The following is a 20,062-nucleotide window of genomic DNA, read 5'->3' on the forward strand; positions in this document are numbered from 1 at the left end:
TGCAGTTGAAAAGTCATAATCAATCTTATTTACAAGTTCTACTGCTTTTGCATCATAGAATTTATGCTTCTTTCTCTGTGAATACTCTGCACGTGCATAAAAACTTTGAAGCATAGTTTCTGCAGTGCCGTTCAAAACAGGTTTTATTTTCTCTTGCATTTCTATTTTCCCCAAATGTAAACGCCTCCTTCAAATTTTATTTTTTTTCTTCACTAGTTAATATTATATACTTTTTTTACTTAGCTTTATAGGTCTAACTCATTCCTATTTACCTGTGATAGTTGTTTTTCTTGTTCCTGTAACTGCTCTATACAGGTCTTAACTTTTTCAGCATGTTTAACTTCTTCTCGTATATCTAATATTTGATTATATAGGCTATTTTTCTTTTTCTTCAAAGTGGTAAGTTCCGATTTCCATTTGGATATATTTAAGGTCTTACTTTCCCCTAAATGCTCTTTGAGATGTTTCCTTGCACTTTCAAATAGAATAAGCTCCGCCGTATGCTCATTATAAAAATCTTCCTGTTTTATTTTCTTTAATTTCGTATAGGCTTTGTAGATGTCCTTATACTTCAAATATTTCTCGGCTTGGTCAATAAGCTGTACTTTACCATCTATTTTCTTTTCAGTATCTTTAATGGCTCTTGTGGTCTTGTAATTCTTATCTCTTAAAGTAACTATACTTTCTTTCAGTTCAGATAAGGAAATAATGTTTTTCTCTTTTAAGAATTGATAGCTTTCGATGTATTTTTCTAAATCTGTATTATGGTTATCTGCATTTTTACGGATAAGATTTTCAAAAACGGATAGCAAATTTTCTTTGGGTGGGAGGGTGGATTTGAGTTTATCAGTTTCTGCTTTTTCTTCTTTTCCAATTCCCCTTATCCATCTCATTAAGGCTTTTATTCTTAACTTGATTTCTTGTAATAGCCTATTCTGTTTTCTGATTTCCCGATTGATATTTCCTCTGTCGGTGGCTATACCTTTCTTCTCCATTTGACTTGCTGATACTCCTAAATGAATGGTCGGTATTTCTTCTATGCCCTGTCTTTGATAGGAACGATGGTCTACTTTTTCCTGTATGCTATTTTCTTCAAGATATTTGTTTGTAATATCTGCCCATGTCTTTCGCCACTCTTCCGCTTTGTCTTGCTCGTTCCAATCGACTGTATTTATTTTCCTTGTTTTGTAATTGCCATTTTTGAGTTTTACTTTTTCTCCGTTTTCATCAAGGATATATTCCTTTTTTGATTTTGCTCCCCATGTTTTATCTTCATTTAACGGTCTCATAGTTAATAGGATATGAGCGTGTGGATTCCCGTCATTTTTATCGTGCAAAGCAATATCGGCACACATACCGACTTTTACAAAATTTTCTTTTACATATTCTCTTACAAGTTCTATCTGTTTTTCCCTGTTTAATTCTTTGGGTAAGGCGATTTCTATTTCTCTTGCAAGCTGTGAGTTTTTACTTTTTTCTATTTTCTCTACACTGTTCCATAGCGTTCCTCTGTCTGAAAATTCCTGTGGTGCGTTTTGTGGTAATAGGATTTCTGTATGTGCTATTCCGCCTTTTCTTGTAAAGTCATGGACTATGCCGTCATATTCGTTTTTTATCTTTTCGCCACTTCGATAAGAAGCTGCTGCAACCGCACTTTTGCCTTTGCCTCTTGAGATAATCTTTATACTAAGATGATATATCGCCATAGCTAAAACCTCCTCTCTTTTTCTGATGTGGATACAGTGGCGATGGATAAGACTTACTAAAAAAATCGGATTGTTTTTTATCCGGTTTCTTTTGGTAAGTACACAAGGGGTAGGAAATTTATTCCCGTAGGGGAGTGTAGCTCCCCTGTATCAGCGTTAGCTGATATGCTCTCTGCAAGAGCCTTCGGAGAACGCACACACCCTTTAGGGTGTATAAGTGCGCCCTTGTAAACAAGGGACTATTCCTCTGTTCCCGTTACTTCCTCTTGCATTTCTGTATTTTGATTTTCGCCTTGTCCTCGCTTCTCTATGATTTTTAAGATTTTTTGATTGACTTCTTCTTTTATATTCGGAAATGTGATTAGCTGATAAAATTCATCTTTAGTAAAATCCTTGCTTTCGGTAAAGATACTTTCAAAGACTCCTCCTTTTTCATAAAGGCGTCTATCTCTCTTTTTGCGTTCTTCCTGTTTCTGTTGATTGATGAGCTTTTTTCTTTTGTTTTGTAACTGCTTGATTTCTTCTTCTGCCATTAAAATTTTTTCATCTATGTTTTTCATTTTCTGTTTTCCTTTCTTTCTAATTTTGAGCAAAGAAAAAACAGTAAACCGATTTGATTTACTGTTCTTATGGTATCTCTTATCAAATTATTAAATTGTTTATGCAACTCTAAATTTATCTTCCTAATAATCCAACAATCAAAGCTTGAATCGCCGCTACAAACGGTATGATCAGAAACGGAGTTAATACAAAATGTTCCATGATTGCTAAATGCTTCATCCAGTTGCCGAACTCATAATCAGGGTGTCCTTCTGTCCCCGGAATTACGATTTTATCCTTATATTTGCCTTGAAACAGCAAACAATCCAGCAGAAAAAAATCCCCTAAGTTCAATATGCTCCACTGAATATATCCCATCCAAAAAAGATTCCAAAACCCCGAAACATTTGTATGCAAAAGACTTACAGCCGAATATATAAAACAAATCCCACAAATTACGATTGTTAGGATGAGATTTATCTTTTTCTCTTTTTTGGTCATTTGTTCAGGTGCAGATTTCTGAATTGCCTTTGGATAAGAATCAAAAAAATATCTCGGATTAATAAGCACCCAAGCAGCTACTGCACCGTTAAAGATAGCAGCTATTGCAATTCCGTCCAAAATAGCTCGTATTACATCCATAAAACACTCTCCTTCGTAAAGTTTTATATTTTAATCTTTCTTTACTGCACATTTTGCTTAAAAAGCTTTCTTTTTTGTACAAGAAAAATCAAGTTTTCAGCTTACATGCAAACTTATAACTATCGCCGGGTAATCACTGTCAGAACGAATGCCAAAAGAAGACTTATTCCACAAAATACAACAATTTTAATTGTCTGGCTTTTGGCATTAAATCCAAAGTTATCATATCCCTTTGCTCCTGCTGTTTCAGGGTAAATCTTTGCAGGTAACTTTAACTTTGTAAGCATAATAAAATCAAAACATATGATATCAAATAATTTATATCCTTCAGTGATAATGAAAAATCTGATAAAAGCCTCTATAAAAGACAGTTCAGATTTTACCGTATCAACCATTGCCCATATAAGTACCAATGCTACTCCAACAAATCCGGCGATCATAATACAGACGCCAAATAAATTCACCCAAGGAGCTCGATCAGGCATCTTTTCCATCATTTCCTTTATATCATCCGGTGCACCGAAATGTTTAGAGCCGAATTTTGGAATCACCAGAATAAAGTCCAGTATCATAAGTGTCGCAAATAGGCACACCAATCCCAGCATAATAAGCGTTTTAATCATCTAACTCATACTCCTATAAATTAAATCCATTTCATTCTTGCAAAAATATTTTCAGCTTCTCCGCATATTCTTTCGGATGGTCGTGCAAAAATTGTCCGTGTCCCATGTTTTCAAAAATTTCGCTTGCCATTTGCGGCAGATATTCTTTCAATTTCTTTTCACCCTTAGCCGGAATAGGCTCTTCACTTCCACGCCAAAATAAGACCGAATTAGAAAATTTTTTTAAATTTTCAGGTATCTTATAATGATAAAGATATTGACAAGCACTCTGAATTGTTTTTTTAGTGATCTGCGGATACATCATTTCAATCACGCTATGGTTATCTTTTCCCATCATCTTATTCAGCAAAAACTGAGGTATTGGTTTCCCATGCCTGATTCTACTTGTTCCGATCATAAAAGCCCATTGAAACGGCAACGCCATAAGTCCCATTTCAATGACAATTGCCGCATCCAACAATACCTTTTCAACAGAGCTGTTTCCTCGTGCAATCAACTCAACCGCCATGGTAGCCCCCATGGAAAAACCACAAAGACCATATACCTTCCCGTTCATTTCCTCTTGCATGTAATTTTCTATATCATCGATACTATCTTTTAGCGATAACATATCATCCGGTTTGGAGGCACAATGTCCATCCAGTTCACAAAGAACGATATAATAATCCTGTAAATAAGGCAGAAGCGGTTCAAAGCATAACTTCGCCGTAGAAGCAAGTCCGTGAATAAATAACAGGGACTTGTTTTTCTTATTTCCATATGTAATATAGTTCATATGCACTAAGCTCCTTAAAACGATATTTAAAGCAGGAAAATCGTTGTGCTATTCAAGCATATTTTTCCAATCGGTTTTTACTTCTCTATACAACATGGAAAAGCGGGTAACAGTGATACAAATTTTCTCCTATTTTCGAAATAACCTTTATACCACATTCTTCCAATCTGTTTTTTATTATTTCGTATACGACATATAATACTTCATCACTTCCATCGGAAAAATAAACTTTCTCCAATCCGTGATAATCTCCCTTTTCAAGATAAAGCATGTATTCCGGAATAGTTTTCCCATGAGTCATGATTTTATCAATAATTTCCATATAAGATACACTTAATAAAATATCCTTTTTATCAAGTATGCGCCCTTTCCTGATCAACTCTTCATCTGTAAAACACTGTCCGGGAGATGATGCATATATTCGTTTGGGCACTTCAATATTCTCATGCATTACATTTATATGCGACACAAGACCTAATGCAAGTGTTGCGCCTGAAGAACTTCCTGTAATAAGAATATTCGAAGCACTATAAGTATTTAGCATGGACTTATACAAAGCATAGATCCAGTCAAAGACTTCATCAATTGTATGGTTTATGCAAAGTGGATAATATGGAATTACCATATCACGACCGCTTTCAACAGCTATTTCCAAAGCCTTTTTAATAGAATTAGGACGAGGATGTACAAGCATTCCACCTCCTATTAAAAACAAACATACTTCCTTTGTCGGTTCCTTGTGAGTTATGTAAACAACTTTCTCTCCATAAAAATCTTTAATTTCATAATTTATTTCACTATGGGAAAGCACAGGAATTTTTGTTTTATCCATACTCTTTCGAGCTTTTGCAATCATATCCCGTTCATTTGCATTAAAATATTTTTTAAATCCTATTAGTTTAAGAATCAGTTTTAATAAACGATATTTTAATGATAATCCGGACATTATTTCACCTATCCCTTTCTTTGCTTGTTCGTTTTTATACATCAAATCAGTGCCTTTGATTGTTCATTTTCTTTTTGTGACCCAGGCATTTTTCTAGGTTAGTTTATTCTAACATCATATTCCTGTTTACCTTAATTCTCAAGAATTTTGTTTTTCTCTTTATTATAACAATACCGTTTTTTTCAATCAAATGCCTTTCTTCCGACCAAATCACCTAAACATTTATTTTCTCACACATTCATATCTAATATAAAGTCCGGTTCGTGAATCTTAAGTACTTCCCCCGGTTTATACATTTTTAATATTCATGAATCGTTCATTTACCTTTATCATTTTTTCATAATACATGTTATAACTCTTGCTAAATTTTCTTATAAGTGGGATTGCTACTTGATAATAATTATTATCTATCATATATTTTCTTAATTTCTCTTGTATATCTCTCAACAACAAATTTTAAACTCTCTCCGCTTTTAGCATTTCACATTATTCCTTAAAGATGAAAGCTAATTGCAAGTTAGTCTAAATTAACTAATAATATTTTACCATTTTTAAGTCATTTTTTCTATGCCCGCTTTTCATAGCACTTGACAGTTGCCTATAAAGTTAAAGTAAACATCGACTTGTTGTTTTCTGTCTTTTCCTTTTCTTCCCCCTGTTGCTTCATGGACTACTACTTTTTCTATATACTCATTTATCATTGGTACTGTCAGTTCATCAATATCTGTATATTTCTCTATCATTTTTAGGAATTTGTCGGTGTCAACTTTTCTCTGATGGTAGCTTTCTATTTCTTGTTCAAAATACTGTATTTGCTTTTCTAATTCTTGTTGCTCCGTATCATATATATTAAATAATCTGTCAAAGTGTTTTGCGGGAATTTTTCCAAGTGCGTGGTCTTCATATAGCTTTGTAATTAATGTTGTTAGTTCTTCATTCCTTGATGAAAGTTTTTCTAACTTTTCTTTGTCCCTTTGATACTTTTCTTCCCTTTTTTCATCGGATAATTTATTCATCAATTTTAGAAATTCTTGCTTATCTTCTTTTGCAAAGTCGGTTATTTCTTTGATTGATTTTAATAGAATTTCATTCACTGTTTTTACTTTAATGTAGTGCATACTGCAAGTGCCTTTTCTGTGTCTATAATGTTGACATACAAAACAATAATCACAATCATACTTCTTTTCTTTATGTTCTGCCGGCTCTCTGTAACTTAGCTTTCCTCCACAATCGGAACAAATTAAAAGTCCTGTAAAGGGGTGTGAGGTTGTTCCATACTTTGGACTTCTTCTTACTGTCTTTCTTAAGCGTTGAGCATTGTTCCATGTTTCTTCGTCAATGATGGCTTCATGGGTATTTTTGAAAATAATGAGTTCATCTTCTTTTGCCTTTCTGCGTTTCTTGGTTTTGTAATCAAGACATATTGTTTTACCAAGTACGGTATGTCCCATATATTCTCTTTTTTCTAAGATATAGCCTACTGTGGTCGGTGTCCAAAAATACGGGTCTTCTATTCCTCTTTTCTTGGAACTGTGGTTGTTTTCGGGGTAATGTATCTCTGCATAGGCTGATGGGATAAGAACTTTATCTTTGGTTAGTATATCTGCTATCTGTGTTACTCCGTATCCCTCTATTACAAGCCTGTAAATGCGTTTTACGACCTTTGCACTCTCTTTATCGACAAGTAACTGCTGTTTGTTATTTGGGTTTCTATAATAGCCATATGGAACGCTTGGAGATACTCTTTTGCCTTCTTCCATTCTTGCTCTGAATATAGATTGTATTTTTCTCGAGGTATCTCTTGCGTACCATTCGTTCATAATATTTAGAAATGGGGTGAAGTCGCTTTCTGCTTGTTTCTCACTATCTATTCCGTTATTGATAGCAATAAATCTTACTCCCTTTTCTTTGAAGAGTATTTCGGTGTAAAAACCTACTTTGAGGTAATCTCTGCCAAACCTACTCATATCTTTTACTATCACAGTAGATACTTTGTTTTCTTCTACTGCTTTTATCATTTTTTGAAATCCCTCTCTATCAAAGGTTGTTCCGCTTACTCCGTCATCGGTATAGTGATAGATATTGACAAAGCCGTTTCTTTTCGCATAGCTTTCAAGTAGCTGCTTTTGATTGGTTATGGAATTGCTTTCTCCTTGCATTTCGTCATCACGACTTAAGCGCTCATAAAGGGCTGTTTGTCCTGTTCTTTTCGTATTTGACATGAGAATTACCTCCTTTCCAAGTTTTTATTATTTTCTCTGTCCTTAAAAGGTTAATCCTTTCGGATCGGTTACGCAATATGACGAGTGCATTTGCATAAGGTTCGGTTTGACATAAAACCTCGTCTTACCACTTCCACTACCTCCTATGACAAGTACATTTTTATTTCTCGCATACTTCGGATTTGTCGGTCTGCCATTCATTGTCAGTCGTTCTGTTTGTGTTAGCAAGATGTTGCTTTGAAACTTCTCGTCCATATATGGCTCGATATCTTTTTTATTTCCCCAGGAAGCGTTTTGTCAAGTACCTTTTTATATATATGGATGCTTTTTCTATAAGGCTTTTTTCTTTTGGGCAGAGAAAAACAGTAAACCTTTTTTGATTTACTGTTCATGTGTTAGTTTTTATTAAATTGTTAGTTTATCAAGCTGAAAATATCCTACTTGCAATACTCTTTTATTTTATGAGCATATTCAGTCAAAAGATTCTTTGAATAAATTTTTTCATTTCTTGAATTTCTTACTTCTTTCCAAAGAATGGAAGCTACTTTTAATTTATTTGAATAGTTGCAACTATTTTCATCTGCACAGAAATCCTTTAAAAATTGATTCCATTGACAAACCGAATTATCATACTTGGCATAATCCGATTTTCCATAATAAACTTTCAGCATATCTTGAATTGTAAAACTCAAATCATTTTCTCTTTTTATTTTTCTCCAAGCAGTAGCCATATCAGCAGTAAATTTAAATGGTGAAACATCTGTTAAAATTGAAAAATATTCTCTAAATTGTGTGTTAAAGGAGAACCCACATTCAAGTAATGGCGTATCTAAGGTAATAGTTTCTACTTGTTTCTTTTCATTTTTTATTGATGATTTTTTAATCAAATTGCCCTTAAAGTACTGCTCAATAATATAATTGAGTTCTTGTTTTATACCTCTATATTCTAATCCTAATGACTTGCATATCTGTGAAAGTTCTTCACGATACCAATAGTATTTACTAAATTCATCAAACGATGTAATTTTATCAAACTTAGGTCTACTTTCTATCAATATTTTATCTCCTCAAAACCAATTTGCTTTTTCATCTCTAAATAAGGGGGTTTCACTCTCTTTATAAGGATTGTAGTTATTGCAATTACAGCCAAACTCTTTTAATGCTTTTATCTTATTATCGACTGTCCAAACAATCAAAGAAATACCGTCAAATTCTTCAACTTTCCCCTCATTCATTTTATTTTTGAAGTGCCATTCTACAATAGTTTGATTATCCTTATGAAAAAATTGCTTTATATCCCACGCAAGCACTATTCCTCTTGTATTCCACTCGTTAAACCAGTGCTTTACTGTTTGACGGTTTTCATACTTAGGACACCAACTCTCAATATAAATTACATCATCAGAAAAAATTTCATCTATCCCTAAGTCTTGTTGTGTAAGCCACATGTCAAACCATAAACGAATGATTTTCTCTCTTTCATTCATAAATTTAACCTCCTCCAAAATCAAATAACTATTTATAATTATACCATTTTTCCGATTGATTTTATAGGTCTAACTCATTCCTCTTTACCTGTGATAGTTGCCTTTTTTGTTCCTGTAACTGCTCTATACAGGTCTTAACTTTTTCTGCTTGTTCTACTTCTTCTCTTATCTCTAATATTTGATTGTAAAGGCTCTTTTTCTCTTTCTTCAAAGTGCTAACTTCTGTTTTCCATTTACTGATGGCTAAGGTTTTACTTTCTCCTAAATGGTCTTTCAAATATTTCTTAGTACTTTCAAATAAAATAAGCTCAGCCGTATGCTCGTTATAAAAATCTTCCTGTTTACTTTTCTTTAATTTTGCATAGACTTTGTAGGTGTCTTTATTCTTCAAATATTTTTCTGATTGGTCTATGAGTTGTATTCTATCATCAATCTTTTTCTCGGTATCTTTTAAGGCTCTTGTGGTCTTGTAGTTCTTATCTCGTAAATCGGTGATGCTCTCTTTTAATTGATTGATACTTGTAATGTTTTTTTCTTTGAGTAATTGATAACTCTCAATATATTTCTCTAAGTCTGCATTATTCTTATCTGCGTTTTTATGTATAAGATTTTCAAAAAATGATAACAGATTTTCTTTAGGTGGGAGGGTGGACTTTGTATTTTCGTTTTCTGCTTTTTCTTCTTTTCCTATTCCTCTTATCCAATTTAACAAGGCTTTTATTCTTCTTGAGATTTCTCTTAAAATTGCATTTTGATGTTTGATTTCTCGGTTGATATTCCCTCTATCTGTAGCTATGCCTTTCTTCTCCATTTGGGTTGCTGATACTCCTAAATGAATGGTCGGTATTTGTTCTATTCCTTGCCTTAGATAAGAGCGATGATCCACTTTGTTCTGTATACTGTTTTCTTCAAGATATTTGTTTGTAATGTCTGCCCATGCTTTTCTCCATTCTTCTGCTTTGTCTTGCTCGTTCCAATCTGTTGTATTGATTTTTCTTGTTTTGTAATTGCCATTTTTGAGTTTTATCTTTTCTCTGTTTTCATCAAGGATATATTCCTTTTTTGATTTTGCTCCCCATGTTGTATCTTCATTTAGTGGTCGCATAGTAAGTAAGATATGACAATGTGGGTTTCCGTCATTTTTATCATATAGGGCAATATCGGCACACATACCGACTTTTACAAAGTTTTCTTTTACATATTCTCTAATAAGTTCTATTTGTTTTTCTCTATCCAATTCTTTAGGCAATGCAACTTCAATTTCTCTTGCAAGTTGGGAATTTTTACTCTTTTCTATTTTCTCAACACTGTTCCACAATGTCCCTCTATCTAAAAATTCCTGTGGTGCATTTTCTGGTAAAAGAATTTCTGTATGAGCTATTCCGCCTTTTCTTGTAAAGTCATGGACTATGCCGTCATACTCGTTTTTTATCTTTTCGCCACTACGATAAGCAGAAGCTGCAACTGCACTTTTGCCTTTGCCTCTTGAAATAATCTTTATGCTAAGATGATATATCGCCATAAGAAAAAACCTCCTTTCCATTTTTCGATATGGTTATGGTGGCGATAGATAAGACTTCCTAAAAAAATCGGATAGCTTTTTATCCGATTTCTTTTGGGAAGTACACAAGGGGTAGGAAATTTATTTCCGTAGGGGAGTGTAGCTCCCCTATATCAGCGTTAGCTGATATGCCCTCTGCAAGAGCCTTCGGAGAACGCACGCACCCTTTAGGGTGTATAAGTGCGCCCTTGTAAGCAAGGGACTATTACTCTATCTCCGTTTCTTCATCTTCTTTTTCTGCATTCTCTACTTCTGTTTCTTCTCTGCTTTCTATAATTTTTTGTATTTTGAGATTTGCTTCTTCCTTACGAATTAAAGATGTAATCAACTGATAAAATTCATCTTTGGTTAGATTTTTACTTTCTATAAATATACTTTCAAAGACTGCTCCTTTTTCATATATCCTTTTATCTCTCTTTTTTCTTTCTTCCTGTTTCTGTTGACTGATGAGTTTTTTTCTTTTATTTTGTAACTGCTTGATTTCTTCATCTGCCATTAAGATTTTTTCTTCAATGTTTTTCATTTTCTCGTTTCCTCTCTTTCTATTTTTAGCAAATAAAAAAACAGTAAACCTTTTTGATTTACTGTGATATGTACCCTCTTTACTGGACAATCAGTAAGGAGGGTATTTTTATGCGTTATAGCTATGAATTTAAGAAAAAATGTGTTGAAATGTATTATCAAGGAATTTATCCTGATACTCCTGAGGGGATCGATACCAAAATCTTTCGAAATAAAGTTAGAGAATGGGTTCGAATTGAAGAGGCAAACGGATCGGATGCTCTTCGCCATAAGGCTCACAACAAAAATTGGACTCCGGAAGCTAAACTTGAACTTGTGGCTAAAGTGATTGCAGGTGAATCATACAAATCAGTGGCATTTAATGCTGGAATTAGTGATGGTATGTTATATCAGTGGGTTCGCAAATATAAGATTTTTGGTTATAATGGACTTATCAATAAAAAGAAAGGTCGAAAATCAAAGAATCCGGATATGAAAAAAATAGGTACTAGAAAACCACCAAAACCAAATGAATCTGAATATGAAGAATTAATCAGATTAAGAGCTGAAAACGAATATATGAAAGCAGAAATAGAAGTAATAAAAAAAGAGATCGCCTTGAGAGAAGAAAAGGAAGCTGCGCGACTCAAGGCGAAAAAGCAGCAATCATCAAAGAACTCCGCAAGAATGGATACAAATTAAAGTATCTCCTTAAAGCTGTGCCTATGGCTAAATCTACCTATTATTTTGAACTTAACAGAAAAGATGTTGTTGCTGAACGTAATCAAGAATTACTAGAAGAAATCAAAAGTATTTTTGAAGAGAACAAACGTAGATACGGAGTAAGACGAGTTCATCAAGAACTTGTAAATCGTGGACACAAGATAAACCATAAGCGAGTTCAGCGTCTTATGCATGAAGCCAGCTTGTCCGGAAAACGTCCAAAGCAAAAATATCACTCATACAAAGGCAAAGTTGGAAAGATTGCAGATAACATAATAGATAGAGATTTCACAACAACTGCACCATTACAGAAATGGACAACAGATATATCTCAGTTCAATTTTTCATGGGGAAAGTGTTATATATCGCCGGTACTAGACATGAATACAAACGAGATTGTTTCATATGATTTATCAACTACTCCAAATCTTGAACAGATAGTAAGAATGCTGGATAGAGCTTTAGATAAGTTTCCCAATGTTGAAGATCTTATATTTCATTCGGATCAAGGTTGGCAATATCAACATGCTTATTTCAGAAATATTTTACAGGAACACGGAATTATCCAATCAATGTCACGAAAAGGGAATTGCTATGATAATTGTATTATGGAGTCATTCTTTGGAAGGTTAAAAAACGAGATGTATTATGGTCATGAAAAGGACTATTCTTCTTTTGAAGAATTCTCGAAGGCTGTTGCAGAGTATATAGATTATTATAACAACAAAAGAATTCAGGCGAAAACAAAATGGATGCCACCTGTAAAATACAGGATAACATCCATGTGTTCAGCCTAGCTCATAAATATGTGTCCAGAATTCTGGGTACATATCACTGTTTTTATACTATTTTTTATTTAATTGATATTACTAAAAATAGAAATTTTACGTGCTTGAGTAGATATTATATTTTCAGTCAATGCTTCATTCTTCATAACACAATCAAATATCTAATATCTCAACAATTTCTCCATTGTGCTGTTTCAATTCAATCTTCCGAATTATTTCTTCTCCCAAATATTTAATAAAATCGCTTAATTCTGATGAAACTTCAAATATAATGTTGTGTTTACTATCATTCTCCGGATTAAATGTTGAATTATAATTTCTTTCGCTTGACCAATAATTCCAATTTACATCTGTTCTTTCGTAATAAACATAATTCTGTTTTTTTGTAACATATATTCTTTTGTTAATCAATACCTTTTCATCTTCAGATTTAAAAATATCAGAATATAATTTTAAGCCCTCAAATTGCTTATATTCTTTAATTTTATTATTTGAAACATTAAGCTTTATTTCTTTATAATCCATAATCTTTCCTCCTTAAACTTGTTGCCTATACAGAAAAATATTATACCGCTTTGATTTACCGTTCATTTTTTCTTTTTAGTGCCGGTAATTCTTTATACATAGAATTGAATAACCCTGTTAAATATTCTTTGTTGTCAACATCATCTACCAATAGCATTTCCTTTGCTCCATCATATGGTAACTCATACTTTGCATTTGGCATATATGCTATTGCAGATTTAACAGGCTTCACTAAAAACCTATCATCATAAATTCCACCAACAATTTTTCCGCGATAATAAACAATATATTCGCCCATCATTAATCTATATGTTATTTCTTCCAACTCGGATAGTTGTTCTAAAATGAAATCTAAATATTTTTACTTGAAGCCATTTTTCTATCTCCCTTAATTACTAAAATTTCAATAGTCCATTTTCATCAAACTTGAAATTTGGACCCCATGCAACTTCCCAATAATATCCATCTAAATCCGAAAAATATGCGTGATATCCACCCCAAAAAGTATCTTGCGGTTCTTTTACAATGGTTCCACCAATATTGCGTACTAAGTCAATTACACTATTAACATCTTCTTTATGTTCAACATTGTAAGCTAATGTAATTCCGAAAAATCCATTTCCTTTTGGCGGATTATTTTCATCAATGTCTTTTGCTAATTGTTCCAAAGGAAATAGTTCGAACTTTGTTCCCGGAGTATCAAAAAAACATACCGCCGGATTATTTTCTCTGCAATCAGTCTTATATCCTAAGCCATCTCTATAAAATTTGATTGACTTTTCCATATCTTTAACACCTAAACAAATACAAGTAATTTTGTTCATTGTTACCTCCTTAATTCGTTATTTCTCTCTTAATAGTTATTGATATTATAGCATTTTTTAGGCATTTTTTCTACTGCCAGATTTCCCTACTCACTACTATTTGCCCTTTGAATATATTACTTTGAACAGCTTATCTTGAAATGTCTCTTTACTCTTTTTATCAAAATATATCTCTGTTACAAAGGTCTTTCCATTTATCTTTTTTGTTAGAATACCGTCAGGCTTTGGGTGGAGTGCTTGTTGTTCTGCCTGTATTTCTTTAATATCTGTTTTCTCATTTTCTGCCATTTAGTTCCTCCTTTCGACTTGCACAAAAAAAGATTTCCTGTAATTAGGAAACCTCTTTTGCGATTGGTTGATATTTAGTTTTAAGTTGTTGCCTGTAATTTCTTTTTTGCTCGATATTCTCTTGCTTTTAATTTCTCATACTCTCGACATTTTTCGATGTTTTTGGCTCGATACTCTTTAGAATATGCCCTATGATAAGCTCGTGATTTTTCTCTCTTTGCTTCTTCTATTTCTTCCCTCATTTGTAGCATTTCTTCTTTTGTCGGCTCTATCTGTTTTGTAAGTTCATTTTCAAATTTTCCGATATAGTTAAAATAAACCTCTATTCGCTGAACAACATATTTTGCTCTTTTTACATCTCTTTCATGCACAACAATTTTACTGATAAACTCATTGATAATAGTTGGGGTAAGTTCTTCAAAGTTTGAATAGCTTTCTGCCAGTCTGATAAATTTCTTTGCCCTTTGATTTGCATTTTCGCATTCGGATAAGCGTTCTTTGATTTCTTCTTTTTCTGCTTTTAAGGTGTAGTATTCTTCTGCATACTTTCTTGATAACTGCTCATAGCGTTCTGTATCCATATTTCCAAGTGCATTATCTTCATAGAGCTTATTCATCACTCTTTCTATCTGTTCCATTCGGTCTGTGATTTGGGGCATACGCTTTTGATTTTTCTTGACTTCTTCCGTCTGCTCTTTATACAGACTCTCTTTTACAAGTTTTTCAAACTCTGCTTTATTTTCTAAGGAATATTGTGCTATCTTTCGTAAGACTTCTGCAATATTTTCCATAACTTCATCGACATCAATACGATGTGGAGAATTGCATTTTGGGTGCTTTGCTTTTCCTTTGGCATATTCACTGCAATAGGTTACATGCTGTACTTTTTTGTTTTTGTGTATGGTGCGAATGTGCATTTTTGTTCCGCAATCTTTACAGTACATCAAGCCTGAAAGTGCGTGAATTTCTCCATCTCCATTTGGTCTTTTTACAGGTGCATTTTTTAACATACGCTCTACATTTTCAAAGGTAGTTCTATCTATTATCGGCTCATGCACATTTTCTGTTATTTGCCATTTGCTTTTATCTACATAATGATTTCTTTTATCCCTATAATGCTTTTCGGTCTTGAAGTTGACTACATCGCCACAATACTCTTGTCTTTTCAGTATGCGTGTTATGGTTGCTTTGTTCCAGTTATATCTGTTTTCTTCGTTTAGGGGTCTGCTTTTGGCTGTTCCTCTGTCTTGCTGTTTCATATAAAAGGTTGGGGTTAGTATTTCTTTTTTTTTCAGATAAACAGCTATCTGATTTCTGTTTTTTCCCTCCATAAATAGCCTAAAAATGAGTTTTACAACTTCGGCAGCTTCTTTATCGACTATCCAATAATCTTTGTTCTTAAGGTCTTTTATATAGCCGTATGGGGCTTCTGTTGCGACAGGCTTTCCGTTTGCTCCTTTTGTCTTAATTCCTGTCTTTACTTTCTTGCTGATGTCTCTTGCATACCACTCTGACATGATGTTGATAAAGGGAGCAAATTCCAATGTGTTTTGGTCAATGCTGTCTATTCCGTTATTGATAGCGATAAAGCGTACATTGTTTCTTCTAAATATCTCCATCGCATTTCCTACTTGGAGATAATCTCTTCCCCATCTTGTCATATCTTTCATGATGACAATTCCTATTTTGCCTTGCTCTACATCGCTTATCATCTGTGTATAGGCTGAACGGTCAAAGAACCTACCGCTTTCGTCATCGTCGATATAGTGGCGAATGTTTATCAGCTTTTTTTCTCTTGCATACCTTTCTAAAAAGGCTTTTTGATTTACAATACTATTACTCTCGCCACCGTCTCTATCTTCATCGCCAACTGAAAGGCGGGAGTATAGTGCTGTGATTTTATTGTGATATTCTATCATAGCATTATCCTCCTTTTCTCGTGTCTATATACCACTCCTGTTCAGTTAATATTATGCAACCCATCTTGCCGAGCCGTACTCTCTGCCTTGCCTAAACTTCTTGGCATTCTTTCCTTTGGTATAGACAATAAATTTAATTAAGGCTGCTACTCCAACTCCTACCAGTATATCAATAAGATGTATGCTTGGGATAAAACTCATTGTATTAAGCTCTAATATCCCCTGAAATATCTTATCAATCATATCTCCACCTACATAACTTCTTACATGATGAGAGAAAATGTTTCCTAAATAGAAAAATGCAAGATAGGGAATGTTTTGTTTTACAAACTTTGCCTTATCTTGAACCTTGAATAAGCCTTTGATGTCTTTTAATATCTTATTTATCACGAGTCTTTTCACCTCCAATCAAGAGTAAAAGAAAGTGTCTTCCTTTAGGTGTTATAAAGGTTTGAATGCCCACTGCATCATTATCGTTTCTACACCATTCCTTTACTTCAAAATATCCCTTATTGTTCTTAGCATAGGGTAGAAGTCTGTTTTTCTTATCTCTGTAAATGAGTTCCTTCTCTAAGAGGAATTGAATAAATACCTTTTGTGGGATATGAAGCTCTTTTGCTGTGTTTCTAAAGTTGGTCAGCAGATTGTTATTCACCAGTTCATCAAAATACTTGGCTTTCGGCTCTAAATCTTCTATGATTTTTTCTTTTTCAGCAATCAGGTGATTGGCAAGGAGTACCGCATTTGCCAATATTTCTTCATTGCTCATTTTTTCTTGATTTTTGATATATCCTCCATTCTTACGAATACTCGGTAATACCTCTGTGGTGATCCACTTCTTAAATTCCTTTGCCTGTGGTAGCTTTGAAGATAGGATCAGAGAATATAATCCTGACTCGTTGATAGATACCATACTTCTTCTTTGCCTGCCGTCGTGAAACACGACATCAGCTTTATCAGCTATATCCACATGTCTTACCAAAGCATCTCTTGTGTTTGAATAGCCAAGCTTTTCAGCTACTTCTTTTCCGATAAAGAAAAACTCACCGTCTTTTTCCATTACAGTGAGTTTCCCAAATTCCATATTTTCAAATGTTATTAAGTTGCTCATAAGCTCTGCTCCTTTTGTTTATTCTTAACTTTATCCTTAGAAACAGTATTTTTTGCCATCTCCTTAAACTTCTCAATATTTTTGTGAATGGACTCTTTCCTCTCAGCCTTTCTTTCTGATGTTGCAAGGGCATTTTTAAAGGCTTTCTCCATCATTTTCATATCTTTGGCTTGGAAAAATACGGAGTATTTGCCTGTTTCTTTATCTTTCATTACCGAAAACTTAACACCATATTTGTTAAGCTCTTTTTTCAGTTCTTTCAGTTCCGCTTCTTCTACCGGTATTTCTTCCAGTTGCCCTTTTTTCGCCATATCTTTGAGCTTGACTTCATTTCCGTTTACTTTAACGAGCTTTTCAAGTCCTCCCAGTTTCTCTGCTTCTTTTATCAGTTTTTTCAACAGATTTAAAAGAAGTTTTCCTGTTACTTTAGCAGCCTTAACTTCAAGGCTTAATGTCTTGCTTGCAATTTCTTCGTTAACCACATTCAATATCCTCCTCTCATATCATAACTTACAAGGGCAGAGTAGTGTGCATCTATCCCGCTTGGTGCATTATATGCTGCTGTTAGGACAAATGCTCTGATATTCCTAATCTTGTATTCATTTTCCTTAATAACATCTGACAAATACTCTAAATGCTCTGATCTAAGTTTTCTAAATCTTTCTTTTACTATATGTGCCGGAAGCTTCGTTTGATTGATTGTAACAAACTCTCTATCATCAAGTATCATAATATCTGCCAGTATCTTTAATATCTCATCAAAGTCTTTAACTATAAATTTATTGCCCAACTCAAGATGTTCATAATAGCCTGTCTGTGTTCTTAACTCATCTAAATATTTCTGATATATATTTTTGTTTTCTATTTCCGCCTCTCCATCCATCCTTTTTCTTGGTTCTGAATACTCGGCATCTATGACGGAATGATGGGTGGAATTATATGATGAAATATCTGTAGTAATCTTTGATGAATTATTTGTAGTAATCTCTGGTAATGGTTGGGGCATATTGCCATTTTGCATTGGCAGATTTTGCTCTGTTGCATCGGTGCAATCTGCACTTGTGCATTGGTGGATTTTGCACTTTTCCATTGGTGCATTTTGCCCTAATGCATTAGGCACAGCTTTTTCTAAGGCTTGTAATTCTTCTTTTTTCTTTTTGTTCTCAATTTCAGCATAAAGTTCCTCCAGCTTTTCGGTATTTATGGTGTACCATTTTGTTTTATCTCTTGAATCTTTATTGTAGTTTCCTACGAGTAGAAAACCTGCCTTTTCCAACTTCGCAAAGGTTCTTTTTACAGTATCGAAACTCATATAGTCAAAATCTTTTTCCTGCCATGCTCTTATTGAGTTATATGTCCAATATCTTCCGTCATAGAAGTTATTGCCGGATTTCTTATTTATTTCTATCCAATAGTTTATTTGTTGTAAGATAAGAGCTTCATTTAAACCTATTTCCCTTGCCAATGTCTTATTTGCAACGATAGGTTGTTCATCAAATAAATACATACTCATCTAAAAGCTCTCCTTTCCATGATATTTTTCCACTAAAAAAGACGATAGTTTTTATCTATCGCCCTTGGTAACCATTTTTATAAAATTTTTTATATTGATTTTATGGCTTCATTGATTCCTTGTATAAAAGCTATAATTACAGCTCCAATCATCGGTATTCCGTAAGGACTTAGCAGAAATCCGAGTATGAGTGCTTCTATTGCTGCTCTTGTGTTGTGCAACATAAAGAACGAGCCTATTGCCGCAAATACACACATCAGCATTAGCAGATACAGTAACGCTGTTCCTATGCTTAGTAAGAATGTTAAAAATGCAGTAAGAATACTTAACAGCAGGCTGATCGGAAATAAAATTATTTTTAATATCCATCTCATTTATTCTCCACCGCCTTTGCTAATGGAATAACTGACATAATGGCTTGAAATATTCTTTTACATATCATAAAAGCCTCCTTTTCGATATTTTGTTTGATTTTAAAAATAGGGATACAGTGCTGAAAGCTCCTATTTATCAAGCTTTTTCCTCTGTATCCCTATTATATCTCAAGCCCACTTTGGTTATATTCTAATTATTGCTTCTTTTTCTTATTTCCTTATGCTTTTTTATTTACATTCCACTTTGGTTATATTCTAATGATTGGATGAATATGGATCGCCTAATGAGCAATATGTATTTACATTCCACTTTGGTTATATTCTAATTTAGTTGTGATCGGATCGAACCCGGAGAATTAGTTTTATTTACATTCCACTTTGGTTATATTCTAATTAGTTTCAAAAAAATGAAAAGGAAAGAGAGGAACTACATTTACATTCCACTTTGGTTATATTCTAATAAAAGTGACCTCAATATAACAACCATCGCCACTGATATTTACATTCCACTTTGGTTATATTCTAATATTAATTCATGAAAACAATACTGCAGCATATAAGTAATTTACATTCCACTTTGGTTATATTCTATATTATGTGGAGCAATAAATGGATACAATGGAAAGGTAGAATTTACATTCCACTTTGGTTATATTCTATATGCGTGTAAAAATCGCTCACATCCTCAAGTTTTATTTTATTTACATTCCACTTTGGTTATATTCTATATGTGATGGTTCATATGCTAAAAGTAAGTGGCTGAAATTATTTACATTCCACTTTGGTTATATTCTATATAATGCATCAAAACAAAGCCCTGCCTGCTCAAGCTTATTTACATTCCACTTTGGTTATATTCTATATAAAAATTAAAAATTGGGAAGAAGTAAAAGAAAATACATTTACATTCCACTTTGGTTATATTCTATATGAGTTTCATTATCTTGTATTTCCTGATAAAGGAATTATTTACATTCCACTTTGGTTATATTCT

21 protein-coding genes, 3 pseudogenes and 1 CRISPR repeat array are annotated in these 20,062 nt (G+C 33.5%); of the genes and pseudogenes, 2 read left to right on the plus strand and 22 right to left on the minus strand.

The genetic code is table 11. The features are described 5' to 3' along the window. Positions 1-245: 245 nt before the first annotated feature. The 12 genes and pseudogenes from mobQ (HMPREF9943_RS08810) to HMPREF9943_RS08860 form a co-directional block, all read right to left on the minus strand. Complete coding sequence (gene mobQ, locus HMPREF9943_RS08810) at positions 246-1,706, minus strand: MobQ family relaxase (protein WP_004804124.1); 1,461 nt, start codon at positions 1,704-1,706, stop codon at positions 246-248. Between the two features lie 239 nt (positions 1,707-1,945). Continuing rightward, entirely contained in the window at positions 1,946-2,266 is a 321-nt protein-coding gene (locus HMPREF9943_RS08815; RefSeq protein WP_004804126.1) for a DUF3847 domain-containing protein, read from the minus strand. 115 nt (positions 2,267-2,381) lie between these two features. Then, entirely contained in the window at positions 2,382-2,888 is a 507-nt protein-coding gene (locus tag HMPREF9943_RS08820) for a hypothetical protein (RefSeq protein WP_004804127.1), read from the minus strand. 119 nt (positions 2,889-3,007) lie between these two features. Further along, entirely contained in the window at positions 3,008-3,511 is a 504-nt protein-coding gene (locus HMPREF9943_RS08825; protein WP_004804129.1) for a hypothetical protein, read from the minus strand. 31 nt (positions 3,512-3,542) lie between these two features. After that, the gene (locus HMPREF9943_RS08830) at positions 3,543-4,286 is read right to left on the minus strand and encodes an alpha/beta fold hydrolase (protein WP_004804130.1); all 744 of its coding nucleotides are present in this window, start codon (positions 4,284-4,286) and stop codon (positions 3,543-3,545) included. An 85-nt stretch (positions 4,287-4,371) separates the two neighbouring features. Then, positions 4,372-5,232, minus strand: a complete 861-nt coding sequence (locus HMPREF9943_RS08835; RefSeq protein ID WP_206537111.1) for an alpha/beta hydrolase fold domain-containing protein — start codon at positions 5,230-5,232, stop codon at positions 4,372-4,374. 578 nt (positions 5,233-5,810) lie between these two features. Next, positions 5,811-7,454 carry a recombinase family protein gene (locus HMPREF9943_RS08840; RefSeq protein WP_004804134.1) on the minus strand — a complete coding sequence of 548 codons (1,644 nt, stop codon included), beginning with the start codon at positions 7,452-7,454 and terminating at the stop codon, positions 5,811-5,813. Between the two features lie 54 nt (positions 7,455-7,508). Beyond that, a pseudogene (locus tag HMPREF9943_RS09965) lies at positions 7,509-7,748 on the minus strand (type IV secretory system conjugative DNA transfer family protein); the annotation flags it as partial. Positions 7,749-7,891: 143 nt separating this feature from the next. Continuing rightward, on the minus strand, positions 7,892-8,509 hold the full coding sequence (locus HMPREF9943_RS08845) for an SAP domain-containing protein (RefSeq protein WP_004804138.1): 618 nt from the start codon (positions 8,507-8,509) through the stop codon (positions 7,892-7,894). A gap of 12 nt (positions 8,510-8,521) precedes the next feature. Beyond that, positions 8,522-8,941 (minus strand): nuclear transport factor 2 family protein, encoded by a 420-nt coding sequence (locus tag HMPREF9943_RS08850; protein WP_003030827.1) that lies wholly within the window; start codon positions 8,939-8,941, stop codon positions 8,522-8,524. A 61-nt stretch (positions 8,942-9,002) separates the two neighbouring features. Then, entirely contained in the window at positions 9,003-10,463 is a 1,461-nt protein-coding gene (mobQ, locus tag HMPREF9943_RS08855; RefSeq protein ID WP_004804141.1) for a MobQ family relaxase, read from the minus strand. Positions 10,464-10,707: 244 nt separating this feature from the next. Further along, positions 10,708-11,025: a DUF3847 domain-containing protein gene (locus tag HMPREF9943_RS08860; RefSeq protein ID WP_004804145.1), complete on the minus strand. Its 318-nt coding sequence runs from the start codon at positions 11,023-11,025 to the stop codon at positions 10,708-10,710. A gap of 110 nt (positions 11,026-11,135) precedes the next feature. On the opposite strand from HMPREF9943_RS08860, the gene HMPREF9943_RS08865 reads away from it, so the two are divergent. Beyond that, positions 11,136-11,705, plus strand: a complete 570-nt coding sequence (locus HMPREF9943_RS08865) for a helix-turn-helix domain-containing protein (protein WP_004801377.1) — start codon at positions 11,136-11,138, stop codon at positions 11,703-11,705. Next, positions 11,660-12,523 (plus strand): annotated as a pseudogene (locus tag HMPREF9943_RS08870) (IS3 family transposase); the annotation flags it as partial. The gene HMPREF9943_RS08865 and the pseudogene HMPREF9943_RS08870, both read left to right, overlap by 46 nt. Before the next feature lie 144 nt (positions 12,524-12,667). Here the strand turns inward: HMPREF9943_RS08870 and HMPREF9943_RS08875 are convergent. The 10 genes and pseudogenes from HMPREF9943_RS08875 to HMPREF9943_RS08920 form a co-directional block, all read right to left on the minus strand. Beyond that, positions 12,668-13,039 carry an EXLDI protein gene (locus HMPREF9943_RS08875; protein ID WP_003030991.1) on the minus strand — a complete coding sequence of 124 codons (372 nt, stop codon included), beginning with the start codon at positions 13,037-13,039 and terminating at the stop codon, positions 12,668-12,670. 55 nt (positions 13,040-13,094) lie between these two features. Next, positions 13,095-13,414 (minus strand): annotated as a pseudogene (locus tag HMPREF9943_RS08880) (TfoX/Sxy family protein). Positions 13,415-13,434: 20 nt separating this feature from the next. Further along, positions 13,435-13,863 carry a VOC family protein gene (locus tag HMPREF9943_RS08885; RefSeq protein ID WP_004804157.1) on the minus strand — a complete coding sequence of 143 codons (429 nt, stop codon included), beginning with the start codon at positions 13,861-13,863 and terminating at the stop codon, positions 13,435-13,437. Positions 13,864-13,959: 96 nt separating this feature from the next. After that, positions 13,960-14,151 (minus strand): transposon-encoded TnpW family protein, encoded by a 192-nt coding sequence (locus tag HMPREF9943_RS08890; protein WP_003031519.1) that lies wholly within the window; start codon positions 14,149-14,151, stop codon positions 13,960-13,962. A gap of 80 nt (positions 14,152-14,231) precedes the next feature. Further along, positions 14,232-16,070, minus strand: coding sequence for a DUF4368 domain-containing protein (locus HMPREF9943_RS08895; RefSeq protein WP_004804160.1), 1,839 nt, complete (start codon positions 16,068-16,070; stop codon positions 14,232-14,234). A gap of 51 nt (positions 16,071-16,121) precedes the next feature. After that, positions 16,122-16,460, minus strand: coding sequence for a hypothetical protein (locus HMPREF9943_RS08900; protein WP_004804162.1), 339 nt, complete (start codon positions 16,458-16,460; stop codon positions 16,122-16,124). Further along, a complete protein-coding gene (locus HMPREF9943_RS08905) occupies positions 16,450-17,181 on the minus strand; it encodes a phage antirepressor Ant (RefSeq protein ID WP_004804163.1) in 732 nt (243 codons plus the stop codon). The genes HMPREF9943_RS08900 and HMPREF9943_RS08905 overlap by 11 nt, the downstream gene beginning before the upstream one ends. Beyond that, positions 17,178-17,663, minus strand: coding sequence for a PcfB family protein (locus HMPREF9943_RS08910; RefSeq protein ID WP_004804166.1), 486 nt, complete (start codon positions 17,661-17,663; stop codon positions 17,178-17,180). The genes HMPREF9943_RS08905 and HMPREF9943_RS08910 overlap by 4 nt, the downstream gene beginning before the upstream one ends. Positions 17,664-17,665: 2 nt before the next feature. Next, positions 17,666-18,688 carry a DUF6017 domain-containing protein gene (locus HMPREF9943_RS08915; RefSeq protein ID WP_482156157.1) on the minus strand — a complete coding sequence of 341 codons (1,023 nt, stop codon included), beginning with the start codon at positions 18,686-18,688 and terminating at the stop codon, positions 17,666-17,668. A 95-nt stretch (positions 18,689-18,783) separates the two neighbouring features. Continuing rightward, on the minus strand, positions 18,784-19,068 hold the full coding sequence (locus HMPREF9943_RS08920) for a CD1845 family protein (protein ID WP_034910996.1): 285 nt from the start codon (positions 19,066-19,068) through the stop codon (positions 18,784-18,786). A 165-nt stretch (positions 19,069-19,233) separates the two neighbouring features. Further along, positions 19,234-19,996: a CRISPR direct-repeat array (repeat unit 28 nt; unit sequence ATTTACATTCCACTTTGGTTATATTCTA). Positions 19,997-20,062: the final 66 nt, after the last annotated feature.

The sequence above is a fragment of the Eggerthia catenaformis OT 569 = DSM 20559 genome (assembly GCF_000340375.1).
Taxonomy (GTDB): Bacteria; Bacillota_I; Bacilli_A; order Erysipelotrichales; family Coprobacillaceae; genus Eggerthia; species Eggerthia catenaformis.